Annotated in this window: 18 protein-coding genes and 1 tRNA gene; 4 read left to right on the forward strand and 15 right to left on the reverse strand. The window is 55.2% G+C overall.

Features of this window, described 5'->3' with window-relative positions; translation table 11 throughout:
* Nucleotides 1-140: 140 nt before the first annotated feature.
* Nucleotides 141-4,271, forward strand: a complete 4,131-nt coding sequence (locus MXA07_RS15855; RefSeq protein WP_425492177.1) for an Eco57I restriction-modification methylase domain-containing protein — start codon at nt 141-143, stop codon at nt 4,269-4,271.
* Between the two features lie 187 nt (nt 4,272-4,458).
* Here MXA07_RS15855 and MXA07_RS15860 read toward each other — a convergent pair whose 3' ends face one another.
* Both MXA07_RS15860 and MXA07_RS18320 read right to left on the reverse strand, forming a co-directional pair.
* A complete protein-coding gene (locus MXA07_RS15860) occupies nt 4,459-4,809 on the reverse strand; it encodes a TATA-box-binding protein (protein WP_247729567.1) in 351 nt (116 codons plus the stop codon).
* 130 nt (nt 4,810-4,939) lie between these two features.
* Nucleotides 4,940-5,269: an HNH endonuclease gene (locus MXA07_RS18320; RefSeq protein ID WP_425492226.1), complete on the reverse strand. Its 330-nt coding sequence runs from the start codon at nt 5,267-5,269 to the stop codon at nt 4,940-4,942.
* Nucleotides 5,270-5,846: 577 nt separating this feature from the next.
* Here MXA07_RS18320 and MXA07_RS15865 point away from each other — a divergent pair.
* A complete protein-coding gene (locus tag MXA07_RS15865; RefSeq protein WP_247729568.1) occupies nt 5,847-6,818 on the forward strand; it encodes a TIGR02391 family protein in 972 nt (323 codons plus the stop codon).
* 396 nt (nt 6,819-7,214) lie between these two features.
* Here MXA07_RS15865 and MXA07_RS15870 read toward each other — a convergent pair whose 3' ends face one another.
* Nucleotides 7,215-8,261, reverse strand: a complete 1,047-nt coding sequence (locus MXA07_RS15870; RefSeq protein WP_247729569.1) for an HNH endonuclease — start codon at nt 8,259-8,261, stop codon at nt 7,215-7,217.
* Nucleotides 8,262-8,395: 134 nt separating this feature from the next.
* On the opposite strand from MXA07_RS15870, the gene MXA07_RS15875 reads away from it, so the two are divergent.
* Both MXA07_RS15875 and MXA07_RS15880 read left to right on the forward strand, forming a co-directional pair.
* Nucleotides 8,396-11,338 carry a DEAD/DEAH box helicase gene (locus MXA07_RS15875; RefSeq protein WP_425492178.1) on the forward strand — a complete coding sequence of 981 codons (2,943 nt, stop codon included), beginning with the start codon at nt 8,396-8,398 and terminating at the stop codon, nt 11,336-11,338.
* A 46-nt stretch (nt 11,339-11,384) separates the two neighbouring features.
* Complete coding sequence (locus MXA07_RS15880) at nt 11,385-12,731, forward strand: DNA cytosine methyltransferase (RefSeq protein WP_247729571.1); 1,347 nt, start codon at nt 11,385-11,387, stop codon at nt 12,729-12,731.
* 11 nt (nt 12,732-12,742) lie between these two features.
* On the opposite strand, the gene MXA07_RS15885 is transcribed toward MXA07_RS15880, so the two are convergent.
* The 12 genes from MXA07_RS15885 to tuf all read right to left on the reverse strand — a co-directional run bounded on the left by MXA07_RS15885 (nt 12,743) and on the right by tuf (nt 26,060).
* On the reverse strand, nt 12,743-15,796 hold the full coding sequence (locus MXA07_RS15885) for a helicase-related protein (RefSeq protein WP_247729572.1): 3,054 nt from the start codon (nt 15,794-15,796) through the stop codon (nt 12,743-12,745).
* A gap of 409 nt (nt 15,797-16,205) precedes the next feature.
* Complete coding sequence (locus MXA07_RS15890) at nt 16,206-16,892, reverse strand: hypothetical protein (protein ID WP_247729573.1); 687 nt, start codon at nt 16,890-16,892, stop codon at nt 16,206-16,208.
* Between the two features lie 799 nt (nt 16,893-17,691).
* On the reverse strand, nt 17,692-17,973 hold the full coding sequence (locus MXA07_RS15895) for a DUF7692 domain-containing protein (RefSeq protein ID WP_247729574.1): 282 nt from the start codon (nt 17,971-17,973) through the stop codon (nt 17,692-17,694).
* A 359-nt stretch (nt 17,974-18,332) separates the two neighbouring features.
* Nucleotides 18,333-18,884 carry a type II toxin-antitoxin system antitoxin SocA domain-containing protein gene (locus MXA07_RS15900; protein WP_247729575.1) on the reverse strand — a complete coding sequence of 184 codons (552 nt, stop codon included), beginning with the start codon at nt 18,882-18,884 and terminating at the stop codon, nt 18,333-18,335.
* An 84-nt stretch (nt 18,885-18,968) separates the two neighbouring features.
* Nucleotides 18,969-20,072 carry a hypothetical protein gene (locus tag MXA07_RS15905; protein WP_247729576.1) on the reverse strand — a complete coding sequence of 368 codons (1,104 nt, stop codon included), beginning with the start codon at nt 20,070-20,072 and terminating at the stop codon, nt 18,969-18,971.
* Nucleotides 20,073-20,428: 356 nt separating this feature from the next.
* Nucleotides 20,429-22,051 carry a DUF7845 domain-containing protein gene (locus MXA07_RS15910; RefSeq protein ID WP_247729577.1) on the reverse strand — a complete coding sequence of 541 codons (1,623 nt, stop codon included), beginning with the start codon at nt 22,049-22,051 and terminating at the stop codon, nt 20,429-20,431.
* 3 nt (nt 22,052-22,054) lie between these two features.
* Nucleotides 22,055-22,342 carry a hypothetical protein gene (locus MXA07_RS15915; RefSeq protein WP_247729578.1) on the reverse strand — a complete coding sequence of 96 codons (288 nt, stop codon included), beginning with the start codon at nt 22,340-22,342 and terminating at the stop codon, nt 22,055-22,057.
* A 184-nt stretch (nt 22,343-22,526) separates the two neighbouring features.
* A complete protein-coding gene (locus MXA07_RS15920) occupies nt 22,527-22,991 on the reverse strand; it encodes a PD-(D/E)XK family putative nuclease (protein ID WP_247729579.1) in 465 nt (154 codons plus the stop codon).
* A 678-nt stretch (nt 22,992-23,669) separates the two neighbouring features.
* Nucleotides 23,670-23,741 (reverse strand) — tRNA-Ala (locus tag MXA07_RS15925).
* 51 nt (nt 23,742-23,792) lie between these two features.
* Entirely contained in the window at nt 23,793-24,395 is a 603-nt protein-coding gene (locus MXA07_RS15930) for a rhomboid family intramembrane serine protease (RefSeq protein WP_247729580.1), read from the reverse strand.
* A 90-nt stretch (nt 24,396-24,485) separates the two neighbouring features.
* A complete protein-coding gene (gene rpsJ / locus MXA07_RS15935) occupies nt 24,486-24,794 on the reverse strand; it encodes a 30S ribosomal protein S10 (protein WP_247729581.1) in 309 nt (102 codons plus the stop codon).
* Complete coding sequence (tuf, locus tag MXA07_RS15940; RefSeq protein WP_247729582.1) at nt 24,795-26,060, reverse strand: translation elongation factor EF-1 subunit alpha; 1,266 nt, start codon at nt 26,058-26,060, stop codon at nt 24,795-24,797.
* Between the last annotated feature and the right edge of the window lie 289 nt (nt 26,061-26,349).

Raw genomic sequence — 26,349 nt, forward strand, 5'->3', positions numbered from 1 at the left:
CGAGCGCTGCGCGTTCGCGTTCGCGCACGCGCTATGCGAAAACTGTCCCGATAGATTATATTCAACAATTGTTATATGGCAGTAGTGTTCGTTGTACAGTAATACACAGGTAGCGTTTGCCTGGCCCCAGATCACCACAGATGGCTCAACAATCTCACCCATACCGAACGAACCGAGACCTCTTTTCAAATCACTATCTTACAGAGCATCTCCGGCAGACCGAACCCTGGCAGGACGTGGACCAGGATGAGGTCCGTGACACCTACGAAGAGATCCGCGACCTCTGGAAAGAGAAGAAAGGCCGAGTAGAAGACTACAACGAGGCCCAGCTGGAGCGAAACTTTATTCGTCCCATCTTCGAAATTCTCGACGTTCCGTTCGAGATTGAGGAAACGGTGATGCGAAACGCTCGCCGCCCAGACTACGGGTTCTTCCCGAGTGCGGATTCGGCGGACGCCGCCTTTGATCGGGACGACTTCTACGCAGAAGCGGTTGCAGTTGCAGACGCCAAGCGATGGGGGCGTAAGCTCGACACCCGTGGTGAAGAGAAGCGAGACTTCGAGAACCCGAGCTACCAGATTCACGCCTACCTCCAAGAGACCCCGGTTCAGTGGGCAGTATTGACTAACGGCAAGCAATGGCGGCTCTACTACGGACCGACTAGCCACCGGCTGGACTCCTACTTCGAGATCGATCTGCCGGAAATCCTCCAGTATGTTGAGGAGGAGGGAGAACTCGAGGATTTCAAGGACTTCTATCTCTTCTTCCGACAACAAGCGTTCCTTCCGGACCAGTCTGGTGATTGCTTCCTCGACAACGTCTACGACGAATCGAGCGTCTTCGCGGAGGCGATCGGTGAGGACCTTCAGGACAACATATATGAGGCGATTCGGGTTCTCGCGGAGGGTTTCTTAGACTCGAACGATGATCTCGGCGAGGACGACCTGCCGTTAGTCCACGACAGTTCGCTAATCTATCTGTATCGCCTCATTTTCGTCCTGTATGCGGAGAGTGAGGGACGTGACCTACTACCCACTGACAACGAGATCTACAGTGAGGGGTACAGCCTGAATGAACTGAAGCAAATGGTTGCCGACAATCGCGACGAAACGAAGCGGCACTATCAGAACTGGCAGACAAAACTCTGGGACCGACTGGAGGAGCTATTCGTCCTTATCGACCAGGGAAGCCAGGGAGAAAATATCCCGAAGGACCAGCTCTACATACCGGCCTATAACGGTGGACTCTTTCGAACCAACCCTGACCCAGACGATAGCGAAGAGGCCCAGTTCCTCGCGACTCACGAGGCCGACGACGCCCATCTCGCAGAGGTGATCGACCTCCTGACACGCCGTGACTCGGACGAGGGCGACGGCCAAGTTTTCGTCGACTACTCGTCGCTCGACGAACGTCATCTCGGATCGATTTACGAGGGTCTTCTCGAGTACAAGCTCGACGTCGCTGATGAGCCATTGACAGTCGAGGACGGCGAGTACTCCCCTGCTGATGGTGATGACGACATCGCCGTCGCTGAAGGCGACGTGTATCTCCGTACGGACGCTGGTGAACGGAAGGCCACGGGGTCATATTACACGCCTGAGTATGTCGTCGAGTACATCGTTGACGAGACGCTCGGACCACTTGTCGACGATATACGAGAGGAGCTGGTCGGAACGGAGTCGTATCATGAGGGTGGCTTTGCCGGAGAGTTCGCCGAGCGCGTGTTTGACCTGAAGGTACTCGATCCGGCGATGGGTAGTGGGCACTTCCTCGTCAACGGGGTCGACTACCTCGCACGAGAGATTATCGACGCACAGGAACGGCAGGATCAGCAAGCAGTCAAGAGGGGCGATGAAGACGCAATCAGCGATCCCCGGACCGAAGAAGGAGAACTCAGAGACATCAACTGGGCACGTCGAAAAGTTGCTCAGAGGTGTATCTATGGTGTCGACCTGAATCCCCTAGCAACGGAGCTGGCAAAGGTGTCGCTGTGGCTGCGTACCCTCGCTGCCGAGCAACCGCTTGCGTTCCTCGACCACCACCTTAAGACTGGAAACTCGCTCGTCGGTAGTGACATCGAGGATGTGCTCTCCAACGACAACGACGGCGCCCAGTCAGGCCAGACGCGGCTCTCGGATTGGTTGGACCAAGCTCGCCAGCGTGCCATCGAGCACGTCATGGAACGCTTTGCTGACCTCCTCAGCATCGACAACGAGACCCTCGAGGACATTAAGCAAATGGAAGAAGTATACGAGGAGGTTCGTGACGATCCTCTCTACCAGCACCTTCTCGCTATGGCAAACGTTCATACTTCAGCGCATTTTGACTTGGACGTCCCCCAAGACGCCGAAGAGCAAATGGCTGAAGCACTTCGAGACGGCTCGTGGAGCAAGATTGAGAACGAAGATTGGTTCCAGAGTGCCCAAGATATTGCTGAAGAGGAGTCCTTCTTCCACTGGGAGCTTGAGTTCCCTGTTGCTTTCTACGACAACGAAGGTGAGAGGAAATCTGACGCCGGGTTCGACGCCGTCATCGGGAACCCCCCGTACGTCTTCATCGATTCTATCCCCGAGCACCATCGGGATTATTACCGAAAGGTTTCTGCGACATGGGATTACCGATACGACCTGTACGGCTTATTTACCGAATACGGAATGGAGTTAACAAAACGCGGGGGGGAATTCGGATACATAATCCCTCACAGCCTACTCAACAACAACTCCTTTGGCGCTCTCCGGCACTATCTCATAGATAGATCGAATGAGATAGACGTGATTGACTTTACTGAGCCAGTCTTCGAGGATGCATCCAACGAGACGATGATTCTTCGTATTCGCAGAAGTGATACGAAGTCAAATACCCCAATTCTACGTGGTGCCCTAATCGAGACGTCTGAACTGGCTGTAGTAGAGAAGTATTTGACCGAGTTCCCTGCCTCGGCAATCGAGAATCTCCCCGGGAATCCATTCGTTGTTCGTGGGGGAGAGTGGATCTGGAAACTTATAGAGACGGACGAAACGAGGTTCCTTGGAGAACTCGTCGACACCGTCCAAGGGCTCAGAACAGGGAACAATACGAAACGATTGAGCGACTCGAAAGAAGACGGGCGTTATCGCAAGGCAATCGCAGGCGAGGACATTGATCGGTACGTCTGTGATTGGTCCGGTACATGGGTAATGTATGATAGGGATATCCTGAGCAAAGACCCCGCAGCACGGCCTCGTGAACCCAAATTCTGGGAGGCGGAAAGAAAGATCCTCGTTCAAGAAATACGGAACGTACACCTTGACCAACGCATTGTCGCCGCTATAGATAATCACAAACATATCGGATTGAATACAACGAATGCGATTATACTAGAAGACGAATCACTCAGTCTTGACTACCTAATGGGTATACTCTCTTCAAATCTGATCAACGAGTTCTTTCGGGCTTGTTTTGTCGATAATCACATCGCAACTCAGTATTTGGAAGCTATCCCAATTCCCACTCTCAATGTACAGAACCAGGAGACACCAGAGCAACTGTCTACTGGGATAGACCAAATTAAAGAAACGGGAGACTTTACGGAGGTTCAAACATACCTGCGGGAAAACAATCCGTTGAGGGCTGGTGACGACGCCGCTCACGCAATTATCTCGGAGCTCTCAAGTCTGATTTCGGAGATGGCGAACGACCGTCACTCTCTCAACCTCTCCCTCATTGACTACCTCGGCAACTACGCTGAAGGTCCGAAGCTCCCAAATATCGGCCAGTTCCAGCCGACATCACCAAACATTCTCGATGCAACGACAGATGAGTATGAGAAGCTCCAAGTTGAGAACGTCCACGCGAAGCGTGACGGTCACGCCGTAACTATTGAGGCGACGGCGAGGTACAAGCCCAAGAACGATGAGGCGTTCGAGACGGACCAGTGGGGTTACACAGAAACAGAGTACTTCGATGCGTTCACACTTACGGACCTCACCGATGAGGAAGCTGTACTCGTGGAAGCGTTCGTGCCAGTTGCTGTCGAAGAGGAAATTGGTGGGTTCCGCGACAATGCCACGAAGACGAACTCCCTTATCGATCGCCTGAAGGACATAATGCTCCCAGATATCGACGATGTTCAGGACGATCTCGAACACTACATCAAGAACAAGGACCGAGCAGAGGAACTTGATGGGAAGATAGAGAAGACCAACCACCTCATTGACGAGATTGTTTACGACCTCTACAATCTCACTGACGAGGAGATTGAAATCGTGGAGGGGGCAGCAAGCAGTGAGTGAAAGTGATCCTGTCATAAATCTCTTGATATAAACCGTATTGGAACAGCTTGGAAAGCGTATCTTGGAGTTGGTGAAATGCTTGCTCTGCTATGCCAAGCTCTCGCGCACGGGTGGTTTCAAATTGTCACTTTGCGGAAATAAGAACGGCACAATCGTCAGAGTTAGTACGATAAATCAGGCCAGGAAACTACTCTGGCTCGTACTCTGTCCTCTCCAAGACGAGCCCTATTGCAAGAGCGGTCAGATTCTGGGCTCTTCCCAGATCACCAGTGCAGACGTAGTTCTGAACAGAGAACCACTCATCTTCTGGTTTCTCTATGGTTCCAAAGTACGCGATCTGTGTAAGGAATCGCTCTCGGAGCGCATACAGTTCCTCTTCTGAATCTGCACCGGTGATAATATACTTTCCCGTCCTGTAGACCGTTATTAATGGTCCATCATCTCCAAATCGGAGGTACATCCCCGGATACTTTTTAGGGTCATAGCGTGCGACGGACTCTCCGATATCATTGGCGAGATTTATTAGATCAAGCTCCATGTCTAACGAGCCTGATCAAACGATGTTGACAATCTCCATCATCCTTTGCTCCAATTCATAGAGGCATTTCCTGTGAACTCCTCTCGCTCCAGATATTCACCCGACGACTCTCCAAAGGAAGACAGATCTTTTAGAGCCAATACAGACCAGCGTTCAACTCTTCTAGAAACGTGGACCGTACCCGGACATCAGGAGGTAACGACAACTGTTCTCCCTGGCGCTCGATAATCGTCTGCCTCAGGAATGGATGGCCGGGGTCGAATGACGGGCTAGCACGTATTTGATAGTCGCTATCAACCGTGAACAGGTTAGCATCAAACGCCCGATGGTGGAGCGAATTCAGAACGAACACGTTCTCTGGATGTTCGGCGAGATCAGGACGCTGGCTCCGGGTAGCACGTGAGCCAGGTCGGGCATTGGTTCCTCCTGGATGCCGGTCATGGGACAGGAATACCCGTATCGCTCGAGTGTTTCAGTCCGGAACGCCTCGCTAACAACGACTTCCCGTTGCTCATAGCGTCGAATGTTCCCTCCGACCGGATCGAGTAATTCCCCCTGTCGGCCATTGCTGGGCCTCTCCAGTTCTCACCCACTGCTTCCAGACGTCTGGTGCCTGCTCGGCGCTGTTCGTCTGCGTGCGGTCGTGGAGCCACGACACAGGAACAGACTACGTGTTGAGAATCGAGATGTGAGAAATTTTTCGGAAAAGGTATATCAGAATTATTTAGACAGAATCGTATCAGACGTAATCGGTGACGCAGGATTAGCAGAACTCAACCGTTCCAAACTGTGGCTTCTAAAATTCGAAATCCGGAGATCTCCTCCGCGCCGGCCAAATGATTTCCTGTCAGGTACTTCGTTGAATTTCAGTTCTGTCCCTAATTGTGGTGAAGATACACCGACCTAGTATAATTATATTAGTATATGTATAGAACCAGATCAATATATTTGTTCAATTAATATATTATCTGTTTCGAAAGTGCCAACTAAAATAGCAGACATAGTTTTACCACCTTAGAATGGTATTCACTAGGTAGATGGAAATCGCCGATGTTGTCTCCTGTGATTTCTATAATTCCCAGACCTGGGACGGGCGTGAAAAGTCGAGAGTTCATTTATACAAACAGGGCGAACAGGTGGGACTCGATCTCGAAACGGAACGGACTGGAAGTGACGGGAAGACACAGGAGCTAACGAGGATCGAGATCAGCCGAATGGACGCTGAAACATTACGTAAAATTCAGTCTGTACTGGGCGAGTGGCTAAAGAAAGTTGACTCGGAGCAGACTAATCTGACAACACGACCAGTCGAGGGAATATACAAAGATAGCTCAACAGATCACGAAATCTCTCGTCTGCAAGTCGAATTTACCTCTCAGGGGCTGCGGATACTACCTTTCGCATCGGGAAACAGACCAATGCCGAACGCGACACATATCCCTTGCACCACAGAGATACACGATGAGACCATCAGGGATAACAGCCATCTGAAACGCCTCTATAGCCTTATTGAGGTCTTTATGGCGGGAATCGAACAGGAGAGCGACGACGTACTCCAGTCAACGAAGTACCTCTTGGATTCGGAATCACATGTTCATCCTGACCTCAGAGAAATCTGTCTTGAACGTCTTGACAACGGTGACTGTACAGGCGTGGTTCAGGCGGCCGGAACAGCACTCGAGGAAACGCTTCAAGCGAAAGCTTCAGACGAGATTGTGAAGCGAGCAAGCAATGCTACCGACCTCGCAAACCAGACATTCAACGTAGACAATCCCGTCTTCAAATGGGGCTATAATGATGGTGAGCAGAGGGGGTTGCACCAGCTCTACGCGGGTGCGTTCATGGCCCTGCGAAATCCAATGAGTCATCCGCGAGGCGACCCTGACCGTAACCGGTATCTGGACGATATCGACGAGCGCGATGCACTAGATATCCTTTGCCTGTTCAACTTCCTGCTCCGTAAACTGGATCAATACGGTACAACGACCCTCGAACAGGAAGCCCAGTAACGTTCTGTGCCGACAAAGACATGAAATCCGCGAGTCACATCGGACCTACTAGTGACAGGTTGCGATTGCGGGTTCGAAGTTGGAGGCCCGTGAGTTTCGTGGGCGGCGAGGTCGAAGGTAAACCACCGACCGAGTGGACTATGCCTAGTAACAATATTGGCCGACATTAGGCAGGAAAAGCGCCTGAGTACCGTCGTCAACAGAGCTTAAGGTAGTGGTTCGCTGCTCGCAAAGCAAGAGTTCGATTCCCCCGAGCGTTTAAATCTCCGTGCTCGTGCCGCGGAACGCGATCTCGCCCATCAACAGGGCTGGTTCGTCGCTCTGAAGAGCAGTCGAATCTTTTTCACGCCACACACCAGGTCAAAGGCGCCTGTGACAGGTTTCGGATTCACATCATCACAGCCATGAAATCCCGGCGTTCAGCACTTCGAGGAATAATGGCCGAATCTGAACGTTAGGAGGTAACGCTAGTCGTTCGCCCTGTTGTTTGACGATGGTTTCCTTGAGGAACGGGTGTGCAGGGTCAAAAGAAGGACTGACCCGTATTCGATAGTCGCTATCGATCGTGAACAGGTTTGCATCGAACGCTCGATGGTGGAGCGAGTTCATGACGAATACATTTTCGGGGTGTTCGGCGAGGTCGGGGCGCTGGCTCCGGGAAAGAATGTGAGCAAGGTCGAGCAAAGGCTCTTCCTGGATGCCGGTCACGGTACATGCATATCCGTACCGCTCGAACGTTTCAGCCCGGAACGCATCGCTGACAACCACTTCCGATCGTTCGTACCGCCGAAGGTTTCCTCCGACCGGATCGAGCAGCTCCCCGGTTGGCCACTGCTGAACCTCTCCGGTTCTCACCCACTGCTTCCAGACCTCCGGTGCCTGCTCGGCGCTGTTCGTCTGCGCGCGGTCGTGGAGCCACGATACAGGAACGGACTGCGTGTTGAGAATCGAGAAGTGAAAAAGGTAGTTTGGAATCTGGGCACCCGAATCGTCCTGATACGAACGCACCTCCAGATGGTCGGGGACACAGAGGCCACAGAACTCTACGGTCCCCGACTCCGGCTTTCGGAATACGAGGACCGGTGGTACTTCTTCGCGCCGCCCCGAGGCTTTCCTGTCGAAGGCTTCCTTGATCTTATCATTCTGATCAGACTCGTCGTAGGGGTTGTTCGCCTTCGCATCGCCCCAGTAGCTGATGTACCCCGAATCAACAGCCAGGGTATCCTCCCACGGATCATCGTGCTGGGAGACTCCTTTATCGTTCGAGACGAGTACTAGGGCCGCAGGAATGTCGGAACGGTTAGTACCGAGGTCGCGAATTCCGCCGACGTTCTTAATCCCACTATCCAGCGGTCCGCGAATCCAGCGCAAGAACTGATCTTCCTGTTTTCTGTAACTCCCTGTGTCACGATATCTGTTGCCAATAGTGTATGTGGAGCTCATAGTTTCAGTAATTGGGAGTATTTGCCTTAAATGGTTCCGCGAAAAAGGCCCATATCCGGAATTATACCGATCTTCGGTTCCTGGATGTGAATTCCGCGAAGATATTAAGAGGACAAGCCCCATCTGTTTCAGCAGTGACCAGTTGCAGTTGTGGATTCGAAGTCGGTAATCGCGTTAGTTTCGCGGGCGGCGAGGGCGAGGTGGCAAAGGTAAACCACCGACCAAGCGGACAGTGCTTGGTAACGATCTTGACCGACGCTGGACAGGAGAAACGTCCGAGCGCCGTCGTCGAGAAGGTCGAAGGGACCGATTCGCTACTCGCCAAGCGTGAGTTCGACACCCCCGAGCGTTTCAATCTCCGGGCTCGTGCCGCAGAACTCGACCTCGCCCACCGGCAGGACCGGTTCGTCGCCCTGGAGAGCAGCCGGATCGACATCGCGCCCCACCAGGTGAAAGCCGCCTACGACATCCTCACATCGTACGACCACCGCTACCTGATCGGGGATGAAGTCGGGCTCGGAAAGACGATCGAGGCAGCCATCGTCATCGAAGAACTCGCCGCCCGTGGGCAGGCTGACAGGGTCCTGATCGTCGCACCCGCGCCACTCACGACGCAGTGGCAGGAGGAGCTCCGCGAGAAGTTTGACAGCAACTACGTCGTATACGACCGCGATTACGTCGACGCGAAGCGTGGAGCCCACCCGAACAAGAACGTCTGGACGCACGACGATCGCATCATCACATCCATTGACTTCGCGAAGCAGGAGGACATGCTCGCAGCGCTCGACAATCTTGGGGAGGAGTGGGACATCGCAGTGTTCGACGAGGCTCACCACCTTACTGCTCGCCGTGAGGGAAAGCGCGGAATCGACAGGACGGAGCGATACAGGGTCGGCGAAGCTGTGTCGAAGACGTCTGATGGTCTCATTTTCCTGACCGGGACCCCCCACAAGGGGAAGCGCGACCAGTTCTACTTCATGATCTCGCTGCTGGACCCCTACCGGTTCCGCGACGAGCACGACGTCAACAAGGAGGGACTCCGGGACCTGATGATCCGCCGGCTGAAGGACCAGATGTACGAGGCCGACGGCTCGAAGATGTTCCCGGAGAAGAATATCGAGACGCTGCCAGTCACGTTCACGCCAGCCGAACGCGAGCTCTACGAGAAGGTCACCGACTACATTACTGAACACTACAACCTTGCCCATCGCGAGGACAATGACACAGCTGGGTTCGCGATGGTTCTCTATCAGAAGCGTCTGGTCTCGTCGATTCACGCGATCCGAAAATCCCTCAAGAACCGGATGAAGTCCATCCAGGCCGGCGGCGCGGACCCGAGCGACCTCTCCCAGGCCACGAAGAGTCTCCTGCCGCAGTATCGGGAGGATCCGAATATGCTCACCGACGCCCAGCGGGAGAAGGTCGAGGAGGACCTCGGTGGGGTCGCGGCGTCAAGTGATCCAGAGAGGGTCCAGAAGGAACTTTCGATCGTTCGAGACCTCTATAACCAGGCCAAGGCGATAGACGTCGACTCGAAAGCAGAACAGCTGCGTGAGTTCGTTGATGGTGTCCTCGCCGAGGAACCGGACGAGAAGGTGCTCGTGTTCACCGAGTACACGGACACACTGGAATACCTACGGGATCGGGTGTTCAGTGAGCACGACATCGCGCAGGTTTACGGCGACCTCTCCCAGGCGGAACGTCAGCGCCAGCTCAAGAAATTCGAGGAGGAGGCGAACATCATGCTCGCGACGGATGCGGCCCGTGAGGGGCTGAACCTCCAGTTCGCCCATATCATGGCCAACTACGACCTCCCATGGAACCCGACGCGGATCGATCAGCGCATCGGTCGACTCCACCGGTACGGTCAGGACCGAACAGTCGAGATCCGGAACCTGTTCGTCGATGACACGCGGGAAAGCGACATCCTCGAGCTGCTGATGAACAAGCTCGATGAGATCGAAGAAACCCTCGGAATGAGTTCCGACGTACTGGGACTCATTCTGGAGGACGTCAACCTCGAAGACCAGATTATGACGGCGGTCGCCCAGCCGGATGGATCAAAGCAGGTTGCAGCGGATATAGACGCGATTGTCGAAGATCAGGAGGAGGCTGTCAGACGGGTCGACAAAGAGCTGCTCATTCGCGATCGCTTCGACCTGAGCGAACAGGACCGGGAGATACTCGACGTCATAGAGGAGAGTGCTGAGGATACGATCAGCGAGGCGGACGTTGAATACCTCGTCAGGACCGTTTGCAACGAGTTTGGTGGTCGTATCGTGAACGCGCGATCGGGTCCCGCGGACGATGGTGGTGACGTGTTCGACCTCGTGGTTCCCGACCCAATCTCGGGAGGAGAGGTGAAAGACCGGTACGACGGGGCGACGTTCGACCGGGAGAATGCAGTCGTTGATGAGGACCTGGAGTTTATCGCCCTCGATCATCCGGTCGTCCGGTCTATGATGCAGTTCTGTCTTGACACCGATGCAGTTGGCGGACAGACAGCTGTTCTGACCGGAGGTCGCAATCTGGATACTCCTGGACTGCTCTGTCACTTCCGGGTCGGATACCTCTCTGGGACCGGCGACACCGTGACGGAACGTCTCACCCAGGTATACGTGACCCCCGACGAAGACACGATAACTGGCGAGGTCGATCTCACTGGTGGGCTGCCACCGTCAGCTGTCGACGACTATCCTGCCGTCGACGCAATCACGGCAAGTGCCGACGAATTCGTAGAAAGCGCCGAAGCGGCTGCCTGGGAAGTTATCGAAGATCTGGCCGATGAGGCACGTGAAGAGCGAGAACGGGAAGTGCGAATTCGTCGCGAACACACGCAGAACTACTTCGAATACCGTATCGAGGACCTCGAGGAACGCATCCAGAAGTACGAGGAACGTGGTGCAAAGCCGGATGAGGATATGGGCGTCGTTATCGCAAAAGCCCGGAGCGAACTCGAGAGCTTGCGGGATGAGCGTGACGATGCTCTGGCTCGACTCGAAGAAGAGGGGCAGGTAATTCCCGATGAACCAGAACTCGTCAATATGGCCGTTGTTATCGACGCCTTTGAGAGCTGAAAGTGGTTCCAAACTGCTTTGCCCATCCCCTGTCAATATCTGAACGATGGAAACGCGGCCTTCTGCTATTGACCTGTTCTGCGGTGCCGGAGGCCTTAGTCAGGGCCTCCGGAAAGCGGGCTTCGACGTCCAGTGGGCGATTGACAGCGATGCTGCTGCCGTAGAAACCTACCGGCAGAACATCGGTGACCACGTGGTCGAAGCCGATATTCGTGAAACCGATCCAGCGACCGACGGTCCGGACATCAAGCCAGGTGATCTCGACCTTGTGGCAGGGGGCCCGCCCTGCCCTTCGTTCTCCACAATCGGTCGAGCGAAACTTGAATCTCTGGAGGAGAGGTCGACCGAAAATGATAACCGGAACGTCCTCTACCGCGACTTTCTCCGATATGTCGACTATTTCGAGCCGAGTGCCTTCGTTATGGAGAACGTCCCGGGACTGCTCAACGACACTGCGCTCGTTGAGACAGATACGATTCAGCAGTCACTTCCGACCGATACAGCATCCCCCGGGAAACCGGTTGGTCAGGAGACGCCCGTCCCTGAAATTATTCTTGAGGAGATGGAGGCGCTCGGCTATCACGCGGATTGGGGGGTGGTCGATGCGGCCGACTTTGGAGTGCCACAGTATCGAAATCGTGTCTTTTTCACTGGTGTCCGTTACGGGAATACGCTCCCAGACCTCGATCAGTGGAGAACCCACCGTGAACCGAAGAATGAGCAAGAACGAACCATGCGAATCCGGAGGGAACCTGGAGCGTTCACAGATTCCTCTCAGACCACGTTCGACACGGGGCCCGCTCTTCCCCCCTTCACTCGTGGCGAGACGACCAGACTGCCATACCTGACTGTTGCTGACGCGATTATGGACCTGCCTCCGGTTTCCCCGGGAGGAGGTATGCCGCCAGGCGAAGCGACTGAATACACGCTCCCTCCCGTCTCCCCGTATCAGAAATGGTTACGCGACATTCCTGAGGACGAGGACTGGGAAGACCAGGTACTGCGCAACCACACTTGCCGATGGCACAATCACCTCGACCTCTCGATCTACAAACTGCTTGGCCACGGTGTGGGATGGAACATCGGGGATGTGAGTCAGGAGCTTCAGCCCTATCGAGACGACGTCTTTCCGGACAAATATAAGAAGCAGGATCCGTCGAAGCCGGCGTCAACGATTCTTGCACATATTCAGAAGGACGGACATATGTTCATACACCCGACAGAGGCTCGTTCACTCACTGTCCGAGAAGCAGCACGGTTACAGTCCTTCCGTGACTCCTACTGGTTCCCCGAGAGCAGAACGAAGGCATATCGGCTCGTCGGGAACGCTGTGCCACCGAGGCTAGCTCACGCCGTGGGAAAGGCAATTAGAGATGTTCTTCTGGAATACTAGCCGCTCAAAAATTACTGATTGTGAGAGGAACCAGCAGCGATGTCGTCCGGTGAGGAGATGACATCTGCCTCAATGGCGGGAACTGATTCGGTAACGAAAGCGGCGTTCACGAGTTCTGGTTCGTCAGGGATGATCTGGCGTTCGCGCTCGAGGCGTTCCTGTTCCCGATTCCATTTTTCCTCAAGTTTTCGGATTTCCGCCCGTGTGCTGTCGATTGCGACCTGCATATCCTTCTCGGTATCCGTAGCGTCCTTCTCGTACTTGCGGAGCCGGTCCTCGTGCTTGCGAATCTGGTGCTGAAAATACCGCTCTGCGTGTTGTTCTTTGATATCCACTTTCTGAGCCCGTTCCTCTCGGACACCGTCAATCAGTCCCTCCACAACAGTTGTGGCTTCATTGCGCGCCTGTTCCAGAAGTTCACCAACTCTCCCTGCTATTTCCCCCGTTTCTAGACCGGTGCTCGCGGCCTGTGCGGGAAGTACACCGACTATCGAGGGAGGTTCAGCATGTATCTCTCCCTCAGCATCGATGTAAACATGCGTGTAGTCTTCAGTAGGCACCTCACCAGCCCCACTCACATAGCCGAGCCGGTAGGTAACGAGGATACCAGGGGTCTTGGAGGGATCCTGCGCAACCAGTGCCGCCACCTTCCCGTCGATCCAGTCGCCATCCAGGCAGTATTCAGTAATTGCCTGAACGAGCGGATGATTGAGCGATATAAGCTCCGCATCGGGCTCATCCAGAGCGATTGTCCGTGAGAACGTGACTTTACGGTACTGTTCATCGACCTCTGTATTCAACGAGATGATGTCGGGCACTTGGACCTGGAGAAGCGAAGCTGAAGATCCCTTAGAAGACTGGCTGCTCGTAACTCGCCCTCCAAACTCCTTACAGAACTCTCGAACGAGTTGCTCGATGTCATCTTCACTGATAGGGTTCTCCTCACTCAGATTGATAATGTTCTCTATTGCTTCGTGGTCGTCAGCGTCGAACTTGTCTCGAATTAAAAACTCACGTTCAATTTTCTCGACGGCCTCTTTTCGTTCCTCAACGGCTGCGTCGATCTCCTGTTTTACCGCATCGGAGCTTCGCTCACCGGTCACCGCATCCATAATTGCAGCCTCGACATCGTAGTCATCGAGAACTGTTCCAAGGACGTCAGATCGCATTCCCGTGTCGGACTCGATCTGATCGATCTTGTCCACCAGCAACTGGAGAATATCGCTCTCTCTGGTTTCCTTAACAAACAGATTATACACCTGAACGGTCTGATCCTGTCCGTACCGGTGAAGTCTACCCATTCGCTGGTCAATCCGGATAGGGTTCCATGGTAGGTCGTAGTTCGCCATGATGTGCGCGAACTGGAGGTTCAGTCCCTCTCGGGCCGCGTCAGTCGCCAGAAGAATATTCGCGTCATCTCGGAACGCATCAATGGCCTCACGCCGTGCCTCCTGATCCATCTGGCCACTGATTTCTACTGTCGTGTATTCAGACAGGACCTCGTCACGAAGGTATCTCAGTGTGTCCGTGTACTCCGTGAATAGCAGGATCTTCTCGTCCGGATCTTCCGAAAGGACGCCATCGACGAATTCGCGAAGCCGCTTCCCCTTCGAGTCGACACCGATATTGTTTGCCGCCGTAATTAACTGCTCCAGAACATCGGCCTCTGTTTCTACGGTGTCGTCGACAGTATGTAACTGGGACGAAACATCCTTCCCCACAGTTGTTTTCTCCTCAAGATCGTCGAGACGATTCTGGAGGGATTGAGCAATGGCTCGGATCGACGAGACGAGACGCTTCTGGTAAATTACCATCGTAAATCCCGCTGCATGTCTGTCGGATTCGGCGTTGGCTGTGTACACCGCAGAGATGTACTCCGTCAGATCGTCGTACAACCGTCGTTCAGCGGAAGTCAGTGAAACAGGAAGGGTGGTTATCTCTCGGTCAGGGAACATCGGTGTTCCGTCCGCTGCGATCATACTGTCATCTGTCTTTACCCGCCGTATCATCAGGTCCTCCAGTTCCTCGGGAGTGATATCTTCGGGACCCCGGAACCGGTACGGGTCGAGCAATCTGAGTAGATGGAAGAACTGATCGGGTTTACCCTTGTGGGGCGTTCCGGTCAGGAAGAGGAGTGCATCGGTGTCGCCGGCTACAGCCTCAGCTACACGGTAACGTCCAACCCGCTCGATACCGTCACCGGTCTCACGAGCTGTCAGATGATGTGCTTCGTCGAATACGACGACATCCCAGTGTTCGTCGAGTCTTCGCAGGTCGTCAAGCAATCCATCCTGCTTTGCGAAATCGATGGAGACGACAATTTTGTCGTCGTGTGTCCAGACATTAGTTCCGGGATGAGCGTTGCGTAGTGTGTCGACATACCCCCGATCGTAGGTTACATACTCACGGCCGAACTTGGTCTTCATCTCCCGCTGCCACTGATCCCGAAGCGAGGCAGGAGTAATAATTAAAACGCGGTCAGCTCGATCGCGAGCAATCAATTCCTCGATGACGATTCCCGCCTCGATCGTCTTCCCGAGCCCAACTTCATCGGCAATCATGAACCGCGGCTCATATGAAGTCAGTATCTGATGGGCAGCGTCGACCTGATAGGGCTCGATCCGAATCCGGTTTCCAGATAAAGAGAGGAACCGGTTCGATCGATATGCCAGACTCAGCCGAACTGCCCGCTCACGAAGGCTGAATCGTACTGGATCATCGAATTCACCGGAAGCTAGTCGGTCCGGAACCGACCGTCCAGGTTCGATGCCCGCAAGATCACCGGGAACTTTCTTCAGTTCGCCGCCCTCAGTACGCAGGTACAGGAGATCGGAGCGGCCCTCCCGTTCCTGGACCGACACTACACATGCTCGACCGCCGGGAAACTGGACAAAGTCTCCTTCACCTGCTTCCTCCAGTTTCCGCACCATCGGGAGATCCGAAGAAATCTCACGGACTGTACCATCGGATGTGAGTATCTGTAGATTTGGACCTTTAACATCGATTATGTTACCCTTTCCACCGTAGAAAGCCACTTGATCCCCTATATCAAATGCAGATGACATCCAGGTATCATTCTAACTTTGGGGTAAGAGTACTTGAATTTGGGGTGTGTTAATACTCGTCGGTGTCATAGGTGAATTATGATAACGAGGCCTGCATTGCCGAAAGGACCATCTGTTCCAGAAGGGAAAGGAATGGGTTTCAGAAATGATACGATGATGGACGGTGCTAAATAACAGATTATAATTGACAATTCCTGGTTTACGGATAATCTCCTGGGACGTTCAGATCGTCTTTCCTAGGCGCACCTGTTGATAGCAAATTCAGAAGGTTTGATAGTAGCCAGCGTTCTATCGTAATGCCGTCATATTTTAGACCAGTCGTCATCGACTACTGTGGCCAGAATGCACCAAAGTGCGGCGCGACTCACATACTAAAATGGAAGTTGAAAAACACACAGTACGAGACGATTCAGCAGTCGGGGGAACCATTAGTTGACTTGTGAAGGAACTCGCGGGGTTCAGAAACCATCTCTTCAGGGGGAGTGCCGTCTCCACGGAATCCGCTCGCGTCGATACCGAATACCTCGCTGAATATCCGCTGGTAGGCAACCATGGCGTTCAAGATTGCGTCGAACTGTTCTTCTCGATCAGTACTCCACGCACCCATATCTCGCTCGACGAATTGGTGAATCGTCTCTCGAAGTGCTTCGTTTTCCTCACGCATCGCCTCAAATCCCGCTTCGAGCTCGGCCAGTCGGTCCTCTAGATCCTCGTCGGGTTTGAATGAGCCCGAAGCAGCTCCGGCGAGGACGTCCGACAGCGCCTCCTCACCCTTCTCTGTGAGTTCCGCACACTTCGCTGACAGTGCACCATTAGGGAGTAATTCGGAGCCGTAAACACGGATGTATCCGAGGCCGTCTGTATCGAATCCGCGCTGGTTGAACCGGTAGTTGACCTCGTTCTTGTTGAGATCTGCTGCGGATGCGATTTTCCCAGTCGTTGCCGGCGGTCGCTCATCAGTACCGGGCTTGTATCCCGCTCGTCCGTTCACCTCCTGAATCGCCTGTAGAAATCTGATGTCCTTCCCTCCGAGGTGGGGATTAATCGATGCTACCGACGCACCGTTTCCGACTTCACCAGAGTTGTCGCCATCCATGTGAATAGTACCCGTATTTTGAAAATTCATCGATCGGTGTAATAAAACTACAGATGATGTAACACCGTGCCACGCTCAATAGCCGACAGGACTCGAGAGGGGTCGAAACCGGCTACCGATCCAGAGGTTGTGGCTTAATCAGCCCTGTGACACGCTCTGGTCCAGTTGACTGTGAACCCAGCACCCTCATAAGACCATACGAACACAACGGGCACAAATAGTCCACCACCCCAATAGACCCTGTTCCACCCCCTTGCCGTCTACCCATGAAAGGGTTGAGCCCGGTAGCGACCTCTGAAGCGGGGGAGCCCGATAACTGCAGGAGGCAGAGAAAGAACGAGGACCACATACTGCAAAGAGTTCCTGGATCCGTCGAGTGTGGGGAGATCAAGGAAAGCGGCTGACTACTCGGACACCGTGTTACCCAGATTTGAAGGAAATCACCACTCGTGACAGCGATAATTCCAGAGTGACGAGTCGAGGATAGGTCATTGATAAGCTTATAAAGGAGCTTCAACGGCTGGAACTCTCACATATCGATATCGACCTCAGTCTATTCTACTGGCGCCTCTGCGATTGTCTCTCAAGCGGTTCCCGCTGCTTGATCGCATCAACGAGGGTAAGGCCGTGTGCGTGTGCAATTTCGTCGGCCATCGCCCAGCAATGGTACCACATTTTACTGCCTTCGGCATACTGACGTGCCATCCAGGTGAGCGCTTCCACTATGATCAAGTCGTCCTGTGGATGCCGGTGCATCAGTTCGTCACGTCGCATTATGCCTTAAAAACCTCAGGACGAGCTACCCTTTCATGGTTTCAATTTCAGTCTCGATTTCGAACGTGACTGCTCTCGTTGATAGTGTCTCGGCCATCTCCTGGCGTTGCTCGGCTGTCAGGTCGTCCCGTTCGAGAATCTTCTTGGCCGCAGCAACCTGCGAAACAAGATCTTCGCAGGCGTAAGCAACGGCGTCGCTCCGGTTACAATCGTAGAAGTCAGCGGCCTTCTCGATCGATCGAAACCGCCACTCGTTGCCATCGTCGGTGCGGATTCGGACGCTTGCTGGGGTCGTGCTTTTGCCCATACTCGTGAACACGGTCCGTGAATCCTAGATTTTTGCGGTCACTGAAACGGGTCTGATTTAAGTGACCCATAGGTCACAGCCGCGAGCGGCCCGGCTGCGGTCTCGTTTGTCGGCCAGATCGCCGCGATATGAACACGGTCGGATCGTGCTCGTGTTCATATTCGGGAAACGGATTCTCTCGACGCGTGACCCCATGGGGAACGACAGCATCCAATAGATGACAATTGGATTCTGGCTGAGTTGGAGATCAATGAGTGCTGAGAGCCTATACTTCTGTAGTCTTTAGATTGATCAAGAGATAGGACGTTATTTTATTCACATCTTTATAATTCTGCTTCTATCAAATTTACTATACAAATTCAATTATTGATGTGATCCTCCATGGATTCTCCTAGTTTTATTATATCCTCCCGGAGATTGAAGTTGGAATTATCTATATAGTTTTTGAATTTCATTGTTTCAGCATATTCGCTTTTGCTGTAGAGATCTGTTTTTTTACTCCATTTACCCAAATCCTCACTTCCAATTCCTGACGTCGCTTCAACCACTGATTCGACAATATCTTCTATTTCACTATCAACTTTGATTTCCTCGCCATCAGATTGGTATTTTGTAACAATTTTCCCTCTCTTCATTTCGGGCATTGTCGGTAGAGACCCCTCTAAATCCTCAAGAGTATTACTCAATTCTTCTGAATAGCACCCATACATATATGGGACATACTCGGTATTAGTGATCCTTTCCCCCCTCTTTGCGAGAGAGAGCAGCTCAGCAAGGTAGACCAACTTCTGTAGTCTAAACTCATACAAACCATGAGGGTGCTTCTGGAGGAATACCCGAATTAGCTCCTCTAGAGAGATATCTTCTGCTTCCGAAGAGGGCGTAGTTTCATCAGGTACTTCCCCACTCATGGTTATCGATTACCGCTTACCACATATGGGTAGTCGGCATCCAGCGGAAGTAAAATCTTCCTTTTGATTCCCAACATTGGTATATTACGAATGTTCCTCGAGTAGTGACTGTCGATATGTCATGGCTAGATCGTCATTGAACTCTTCAAGTATTGAAAACTCAGCTATCATATATTCAATATAGTGCCTTTTGTACGTTCCTGATGCGTCCAAAAACATTGCGGAAGTAGCTAAGAGTATTAGGGGTAGGTATAGTTCGTAACCACTAAGAGCATAAAAAGATAGAGGTAGGGAATTAAGGGAAATCGTTCCAAATTGGAAAAGTGCAAGATACATAGCCAAATGTGCCAACCCTAGTAAAAGGAACACTACCCACATACTTCGGCAAAACGAATACAATGATTGAAAATGCCGGTACTGTGCGTCACCTCTATGAGTCAAACGAGCAGTGATTAGAGGGTATCTGTTAGCATTTTCATATGGCACTTTTCTCCTCATGTCCACATCATAGGCATTCAGGTATGCAAGGATGAATCTGTCATATAATTCTTCTTTTTCTTTTTCTTCCCATCTTTCTGGATTATCGCCAGCGTAATTCCACTCAATTGATTTTCCAAACAAATATCGATGGCCGATTAACGAGTCGTAAAGACCCCAATATCTATTTTTCCACCAAATACCCCATCCCAACCTTATAGTATCGTATATATCAAACCATCTTTCTGGGAATATACAGATCATAGCTGCTAGTAATAAATCCATGATAAACTTTAATAGCAGATTTAGAAGTACGATAAAAGTCAATGGGAAAAATGATACCATAAATAATATCAGAATTATGCGTTTTCCTCCATTCCAATATTTTTTAGCTGAGCGGCGATACCAATTCATCAGGCGGGCGCCCTCCACATAGAGCGTACGAGAAATCCGGGTAAGCCAAATTCCTAACTTTAGAAATACCTTCTCAAAGTTATCCGCTAATGTGTGAACCCCCTGACCTATCATTAAACCTAAAAGAAGGAGGACAACAAGTAAGGAAATAATGTCAACAAACCGACCCCCTGATTGAGGGATTACGATCTGATCCCTCGGAAAAAGGGAGTAAAATCCGATTAGGAATATTGCACCAGGCACCGATTTACCGAAGAGATCGTATGAACCTAGGAATTCTAGATGATGAGAAGGCATATGAGCCAGATGGGAATGGATCTGTATCAGAGAATTTCTTCACTGGTTATTAGAACTTGTGGTGAATGACAGAGAAATAACGACCAACACCCCTATTTCAAGTATTTCAACTGGAGATTGCGGCGAAGAGGTGGGGCGGGTGCGTTGTAATTTTTGACTCTGTCCCCTTGGGGACACCCCCCAAGGGGGCGTTCGCGCGCAGCGCGAAACGACCCCGCAGCGGTCGCGGTGCGGTCGGCGCGGTCGAGCCCATGACCGCCACCCGAACACAACTGAACTTGTGACTGTCGGAACCTAGTGAAAGTATACTTGCTGAAAATAAGCACCGGGATAGCGTTGCCACTACGTTAGCGGCTTCAGCGGTCGGCGATCGCCCCGACGTACGCCGTCTCGGTTCCACCGCCAGGCGTCTTCCAGGCCATCAACGTCCGCCGCAGCGGGAGCGGATCGTTTCCCGAGCGTGTCCACTTGTACAGGGCCTCCTCGGCGATCGTCTGCGCGGTCTCGAAGCTGTCGGACTTCAGCCTCGAGAGAATCGTATCGATCCGCATTCGCTCCGGCTCGCCGTTCTCGTCGTACTCGATCTCGGCGCCGTTCTTTGCCAGCCACTCCTGAAACGGCGAGCAGTCGGCGATGTGATCGGCCATCCCCATGATCGACTGCATTCGGTCGGCGTAGCTGTCGATCGCGTACTCGGCGCTCTCGACGAGCGCTCGAATCTCCTCGCGATACTTCCGGGCGCGGTAGCTCACCTGGCCGTCATCGAGCTGGACGATCTCCCCGAGGTCCTTGATCGCGCGGTAGATCGTCGCCGGATGCTTGCCGAGTTGGTCGGCCAGGTCGTCGACGCGTCGGCCGCCGTCCGTCGCGACGGTACCCGCGACCTCCTCGGCGGTCTCGCCCATGTCGCGAAGCGTCGTCAGTAGCAGGTGGTCGCTCTTTGCTTCCAGGCGCGGCGTCGGGTCGGGGTAGATCTCGACGGACTCCTCGCGCGTCGTCGCCTCGAAATGGTCGTCTTCGACGTACACGCCGCTCGCGTCGGGCGCGAGCGGAATATCGTCCCACGCCAGGAAGTTCAGCAGCGTCTCCTCGATCTCCTCGACGACCTGGCGGCGTTCGCCCCAGGACCACGCCTCGCCGCCGTTCATCGCCTTGTTCACCAGCACCTCGACCTTCGGATGGTACGACGGGTGATCGCTGTCGACGGCGTCGGCGTCGCGCAGCTGGTAGATCTCGAACTTCTGTCCGTAGGTGTGGCCGGGTAGGAGTTCGCCCACCGCGGACGGCTCGAGGACCAGCCGGTTCTGGTGGTTGATAATCTCCTCGTTGTCGATCTTCAGCTCCGCCTTCACCCCTTCGAGGTCCGTCAGGTGATGCATCACCTTCTGGAGCACTCCCGACTTCGCCAGGCGCTCGGCCCACTCTCGTCGAACACGTACGTAGCGCTCGTGCGCCCACTCGCGACTGTACTCGGGGTGTGGCGGCTTCCGGAAGTACTCGCGATAGATCGGCTCGCCGGCCTCCTCGAAGATCGCGTGGAAGAATTCGGGGAGCAGTTCGAGCGCACGCTCGGGCTCGATGTTCGACGGGGAGTACTCGACGTCGATGCCCTCGACCTCGCCGAACTGGCTCTCCCACGGAAGTCTGATCGGCTCGCCAGTCTCCCAATGGCGCATATCGGGGAATCGCGGCGAGATGTTGAACGACGCTTTCGACTCGCCCGTCCCTCGACCCACGATATCCCACTCGTAGAGCCGCGGCGCGTCGATCGGGTCGGTCTCGGCAGGGGCGAATCCCGACTTCGAATAGCTCACCTGGACGTGCCAGGGCTCGCCGTCGACCGAGATGTCCAGCTCCAGGTAGCCCTCGAACGGCGGCCCGAGCATCACTTTCGACAGTGCCTGATACGGTCCACGGCCCCACTCGGCCCACTTCCAACGGCCGTGGCTCTCGTGTGGGGCATCCGCGACCTGCGACATCGGTCACTCCTCCGCGGACCGCTTCGCCTCGATCAGGCCGGACAGCACTGCCCTCGGATTCCACCAAGTCACCGTCCCACACCGGTGGCAGACGTGCCTGAACGAGGTGATCGTTTTCGCGTCGAGCGTCACCGGGTCGATGTCGATCGACTGGCCGACGTCTTCTGGCCGGGCCTGCTTGACGTGCACGCGCTGGCAGCCAGTGCAGATCGCGTCGACGGGAAACCCCTGCAGCCCCGACTTGGGGCTCGCGAGTTCGGCTCTGTAGTTTCGATCCGCGTCGACACTCAAGGCAACTCACCTCCTCTGAGTGGTGTGCATGACAGGTTCGGGAGACGTCGCGGTTTGTACTGCCGACCACGCGGATACGTCGCCTGGCAATCAACGCAGAGAGTGAGACCGACGGACTCGTCCGGCGGGACGTAGACCCTCGCGAGTCGCGGATTGACAAGCTCAGAACACTCATAGCACTCCGTCACCGCTGCTCACCTCCCGGCCCGACGAGATCTTCGAACACCACCGTCCAGGGCACCTGCCGGTACTCCTCCGCGTTTGGTCCGCCGTCGCCCGTCTCCCACCAGGTCGAACACAGACAGTCGACCGTCTCAGCGCTCAACAGCGACATGCGGACGATCCCGGTTCGATCGGTCACCGCGAGTACGTACTCGCCCGCCGCGTCGACCAATCGATCGTGGCTTTCGCGCTTGATCCACCACCGGCCGTACCGCCCGCAATAGCGGCGCCGACACGATTTTACCTCGACCGGCGTCCCGGCCTCTACGATTGGCTCCGGAGTAGACTCCGCCTCGAGCGGAGCGACGAATCTCGCGTCGAACCAGTCGGGTTTGTCATTGTCAGCAGCGACGTGCTCGAGCGGCCAGCGCTCACACGCAGCTGTCTCGACCGTCCGCCCCCAGTCCGCGTTGTCCGCGACGCTCACAGCATCTCACCCCGGACCTGGTTGAGTTCACGCGAGCAGTCGGGACACAGCGGTCGCGTCGCAGGCACCGAGTCACCGCAAAGCGGACATTCCTCGCGATCGACGAGACGGCTCAAACCAGACCACCTCCGTACGCTACTACGCCCCCATCCGACCGGATGTCTCGATCCGGCCCCTGACCATCGCTCTCACTCGCGAGTGTCGCAGGATGAGGAATCGACGTCCCCGTCTCGACGTCGTACAGCCGGTTCGCGCGGACGAACCCGGACGTCATCGCTCCTCACCCCCGTCCGTTTCAGGCTGACCCGGGCTTCCAGGTGCCAGATGGCGCCGCTGGCAGTCGAATGCGTGGCCCGCCTCGTGCGTGCCGTCAGTGAGCCGCGTACACCGTCTCGTACAATTTGGACACCGGAACTCCCGGCTCTTCTCGACGGACGGCCGCGTGTAGCGTCGCCTACGCAGTTCGTCGGAGTCGATTGCGTCGAGTAGGGCTGCTCGACTCACGCTGACCACCTCCTTTCACTCGGTACAATCGCCCGACTGCATCGGGGTGGAACCGATCCCCTCACTTCCTTCGCAAAATCGCGACTTCCTTTCCCTTCTAATATATAGAAATATATCAGTAGGGGCCCTACAGACCCGTCTAACGGGACACTTCGAAACGTATAAGGAAAGCGATGGACTCGCTGGGATTTGAACCCAGGGCCTCTTCCTTGCGAAGGAAGCGATCTGCCACTGATCTACGAGCCCGCGACCGATTCTAGAGTGAGTCGGTATTTGAGGCTTGTGTTTCGTCGAGAGTCACGGCCGAAGCACGCGTCGCGAGCCGGCGACGAGTCCGATCAGCAGGCCGGTGAAGTGCGCGACGAGTGCGACGCCCGGTGCCCCGGTCGCCACGGTGAGGACGATCGCCACCGCCACGAACAGCACGGCAACCATCCACCGCGGTACGTCGACCAGCCCGGCGACACCCGCGGAGAGGCGATTCGACGCCAGCAAGTAGCCCATGAGGGCGAACACGGCACCGCTCGCGCCGACGACGCCGGCGGTCGGGGTCGCCGGGATCAACGGGGCCGACGCGAGCACGTCCGTCAGGACGATCTGCGAGACGCCCGCGACCGCGCCGGTCGCGACGAAGAAGGCGTGAAACCGGGCGCGCGTCGTCGACCGGGCGACCGGCCAGCCGAACAGCACGAGCGCGATCGCGTTCGAGAGCAGGTGAGACAGGTTCTTGTGGGCGTACACGCTCGTCACGACCGTCCACGGGTTCACGTCGATCGGCGGTGCGAGGACGAACAGCCCGACCGCAAGCGCGAGGCTGAACGTGGCGACGACGAACTTGACGCAAGCGACGATCACGAAAAGCGCGAGCGTCTCGACGATCGGGCTACTCGAACGAGTCATGCGTTGGGCGGACCGGACTGTGCGTCGACGACGTCGATCGGTCACAGGATGCGACCGGACAAAATTCACTCGATCGAACGCGTGCGGCGGTCAGTCCTCGAGGACGATCTCGATCGAGACGTCATTCGGGACCTGAATGCGCATGAGCTGACGGAGCGCACGTTCGTCCGCGTCGAGGTCGATCAGGCGCTTGTGAACGCGCATCTCCCAGTGCTCCCACGTCGCCGTCCCCTCGCCGTCGGGGGACTTGCGAGCCGGCACTTCGAGCGTCTTCGTGGGGAGCGGAATCGGGCCGCTCAGGTTGACGCCCGTGTTGTTCGCGATCTCGCGGACGTCGTCGCAGATGTCGTCCAGATCCTGCGGACTCGTCCCGGCGAGACGGACACGTGCTTGCTGCATTTATTTCTCGTTGACGCTGAGGACCTGTCCGGCCGCGATGGTCTGACCCATGTCGCGGATGGCGAAGCTGCCGAGTTCCGGAATGTCGCTGGCCGCCTCGATCGAGAGGGGCTTTTGCGGCCGGATCGTGATCTTCGCGGCGTCGCCCGACTGGATGAAGTCGGGGTTCTCCTCGGTGACCTCGCCGGTCGAGGAGTCGATCTTCGCGTCGATGGACTCGATCGTACACGCGACCTGGGCGGTGTGGGCGTGGAAGACCGGGGTGTAGCCGGCCGTGATGACCGAGGGGTGCTGCATGACGACGACCTGGGCCTGGAAGGTCTCGGCGACCGTCGGCGGGTCGTCGGCGGGGCCGCAGACGTCACCGCGGCGGATGTCGTCCTTGCCGATGCCGCGAACGTTGAAACCGACGTTGTCGCCAGGTTCGGCCTTCGGCACTTCCTCGTGGTGCATCTCGATCGTCTTCACTTCGCCGCCCACGTCGCTGGGCTGGAAGGAGACGTTGTCGCCGGTGTTCATGACGCCGGTCTCGATGCGGCCGACCGGGACGGTCCCGATACCGGAGATCGTGTAGACGTCCTGAATCGGCAGGCGCAGCGGTGCGTCCGTCGGCTCCTCGGTCTCGGGCAGGTCGTTGAGCGTCTCGAGGAGGGTGCGACCGTCGTACCACGGCGTGTTGTCCGAGGACTCGGCAACGTTGTCGCCCTCGAAGGCCGAGATCGGGATGAACGAGTTGTCGTCGACCTGGAAGTTGACCTGGTTGAGGAGCTGGTTGACCTCCTCGACGACCTCGTTGTAGGTGTCCTCCGAGTAGTCGACGACGTCCATCTTGTTCACCGCGATGATCAGCTTCTCGATGCCCAGGGTGCGCGACAGGAAGACGTGCTCCTGGGTCTGGGGCGCGACGCCGTCGTCGGCGGCGACGACGAGGACCGCGTGGTCCGCCTGCGACGCGCCGGTGATCATGTTCTTGACGAAGTCGCGGTGGCCGGGCGTGTCGACGATGGTGAAGTAGTACTTGTCCGTGTCGAACTCCTGGTGGGCGATGTCGATGGTGACGCCTCGCTCTCGCTCCTCGGCGAGGTTGTCCATGACGTAGGCGAACTCGAAGCCGCCCTTCCCCTTCTCCTCGGCTGTTTCGCGGTGCTGTTCGATGACGTGCTCCGGGACGCTCCCCGTCTCGTAGAGGAGCCGACCCACGAGCGTGCTCTTTCCGTGGTCAACGTGGCCGATGATGGCCAGGTTCTGGTGCGGTTTGTCGCTCATTGTTGTAGCTCACGCGCAAAGGCGCTTATACCGGGTTTGTTGGCCGGAGCCAGTTAAAACCATTTCGAAAGTCGTATCAGTATACCCCGACGCCGCCTTGCGGTTTGCCAGGAAGTCACACGAAGTGGTACGTTCCGATGCGGTGTGAACCCGTCGGCGCACGGGACCTGCGCGCGTGAGGACGGTTCTCCAGTAGCCCACCAACGATGATGGGATGCACGGACTGGTAATACCGACTAGGGTGGCGGGTGCGCATACAGACGATTCGGTCGAGCGAATCGTGACGTTC

The sequence above is a fragment of the Halovivax limisalsi genome (assembly GCF_023093535.1).
Lineage (GTDB): Archaea > Halobacteriota > Halobacteria > Halobacteriales > Natrialbaceae > Halovivax > Halovivax limisalsi.

Bases quoted from the DNA above. Each gene is read 5' to 3' on its own strand.
- MXA07_RS15855 (WP_425492177.1), top strand. From the start codon at position 141: ATGGCTCAACAATCTCACCCATACCGAACGAACCGAGACCTCTTTTCA.
- MXA07_RS15895 (WP_247729574.1), bottom strand. From the start codon at position 17,973: ATGGGCAAAAGCACGACCCCAGCAAGCGTCCGAATCCGCACCGACGAT.
- MXA07_RS15900 (WP_247729575.1), bottom strand. From the start codon at position 18,884: ATGAGTGGGGAAGTACCTGATGAAACTACGCCCTCTTCGGAAGCAGAA.
- MXA07_RS15885 (WP_247729572.1), bottom strand. From the start codon at position 15,796: ATGTCATCTGCATTTGATATAGGGGATCAAGTGGCTTTCTACGGTGGA.
- MXA07_RS15865 (WP_247729568.1), top strand. From the start codon at position 5,847: ATGGAAATCGCCGATGTTGTCTCCTGTGATTTCTATAATTCCCAGACC.
- tuf (WP_247729582.1), bottom strand. From the start codon at position 26,060: ATGAGCGACAAACCGCACCAGAACCTGGCCATCATCGGCCACGTTGAC.
- MXA07_RS15860 (WP_247729567.1), bottom strand. From the start codon at position 4,809: ATGGAGCTTGATCTAATAAATCTCGCCAATGATATCGGAGAGTCCGTC.
- MXA07_RS15910 (WP_247729577.1), bottom strand. From the start codon at position 22,051: ATGTCGCAGGTCGCGGATGCCCCACACGAGAGCCACGGCCGTTGGAAG.
- MXA07_RS15880 (WP_247729571.1), top strand. From the start codon at position 11,385: ATGGAAACGCGGCCTTCTGCTATTGACCTGTTCTGCGGTGCCGGAGGC.
- MXA07_RS15930 (WP_247729580.1), bottom strand. From the start codon at position 24,395: ATGACTCGTTCGAGTAGCCCGATCGTCGAGACGCTCGCGCTTTTCGTG.
- MXA07_RS15905 (WP_247729576.1), bottom strand. From the start codon at position 20,072: ATGCCTTCTCATCATCTAGAATTCCTAGGTTCATACGATCTCTTCGGT.
- rpsJ (WP_247729581.1), bottom strand. From the start codon at position 24,794: ATGCAGCAAGCACGTGTCCGTCTCGCCGGGACGAGTCCGCAGGATCTG.
- MXA07_RS15890 (WP_247729573.1), bottom strand. From the start codon at position 16,892: ATGGATGGCGACAACTCTGGTGAAGTCGGAAACGGTGCGTCGGTAGCA.
- MXA07_RS15870 (WP_247729569.1), bottom strand. From the start codon at position 8,261: ATGAGCTCCACATACACTATTGGCAACAGATATCGTGACACAGGGAGT.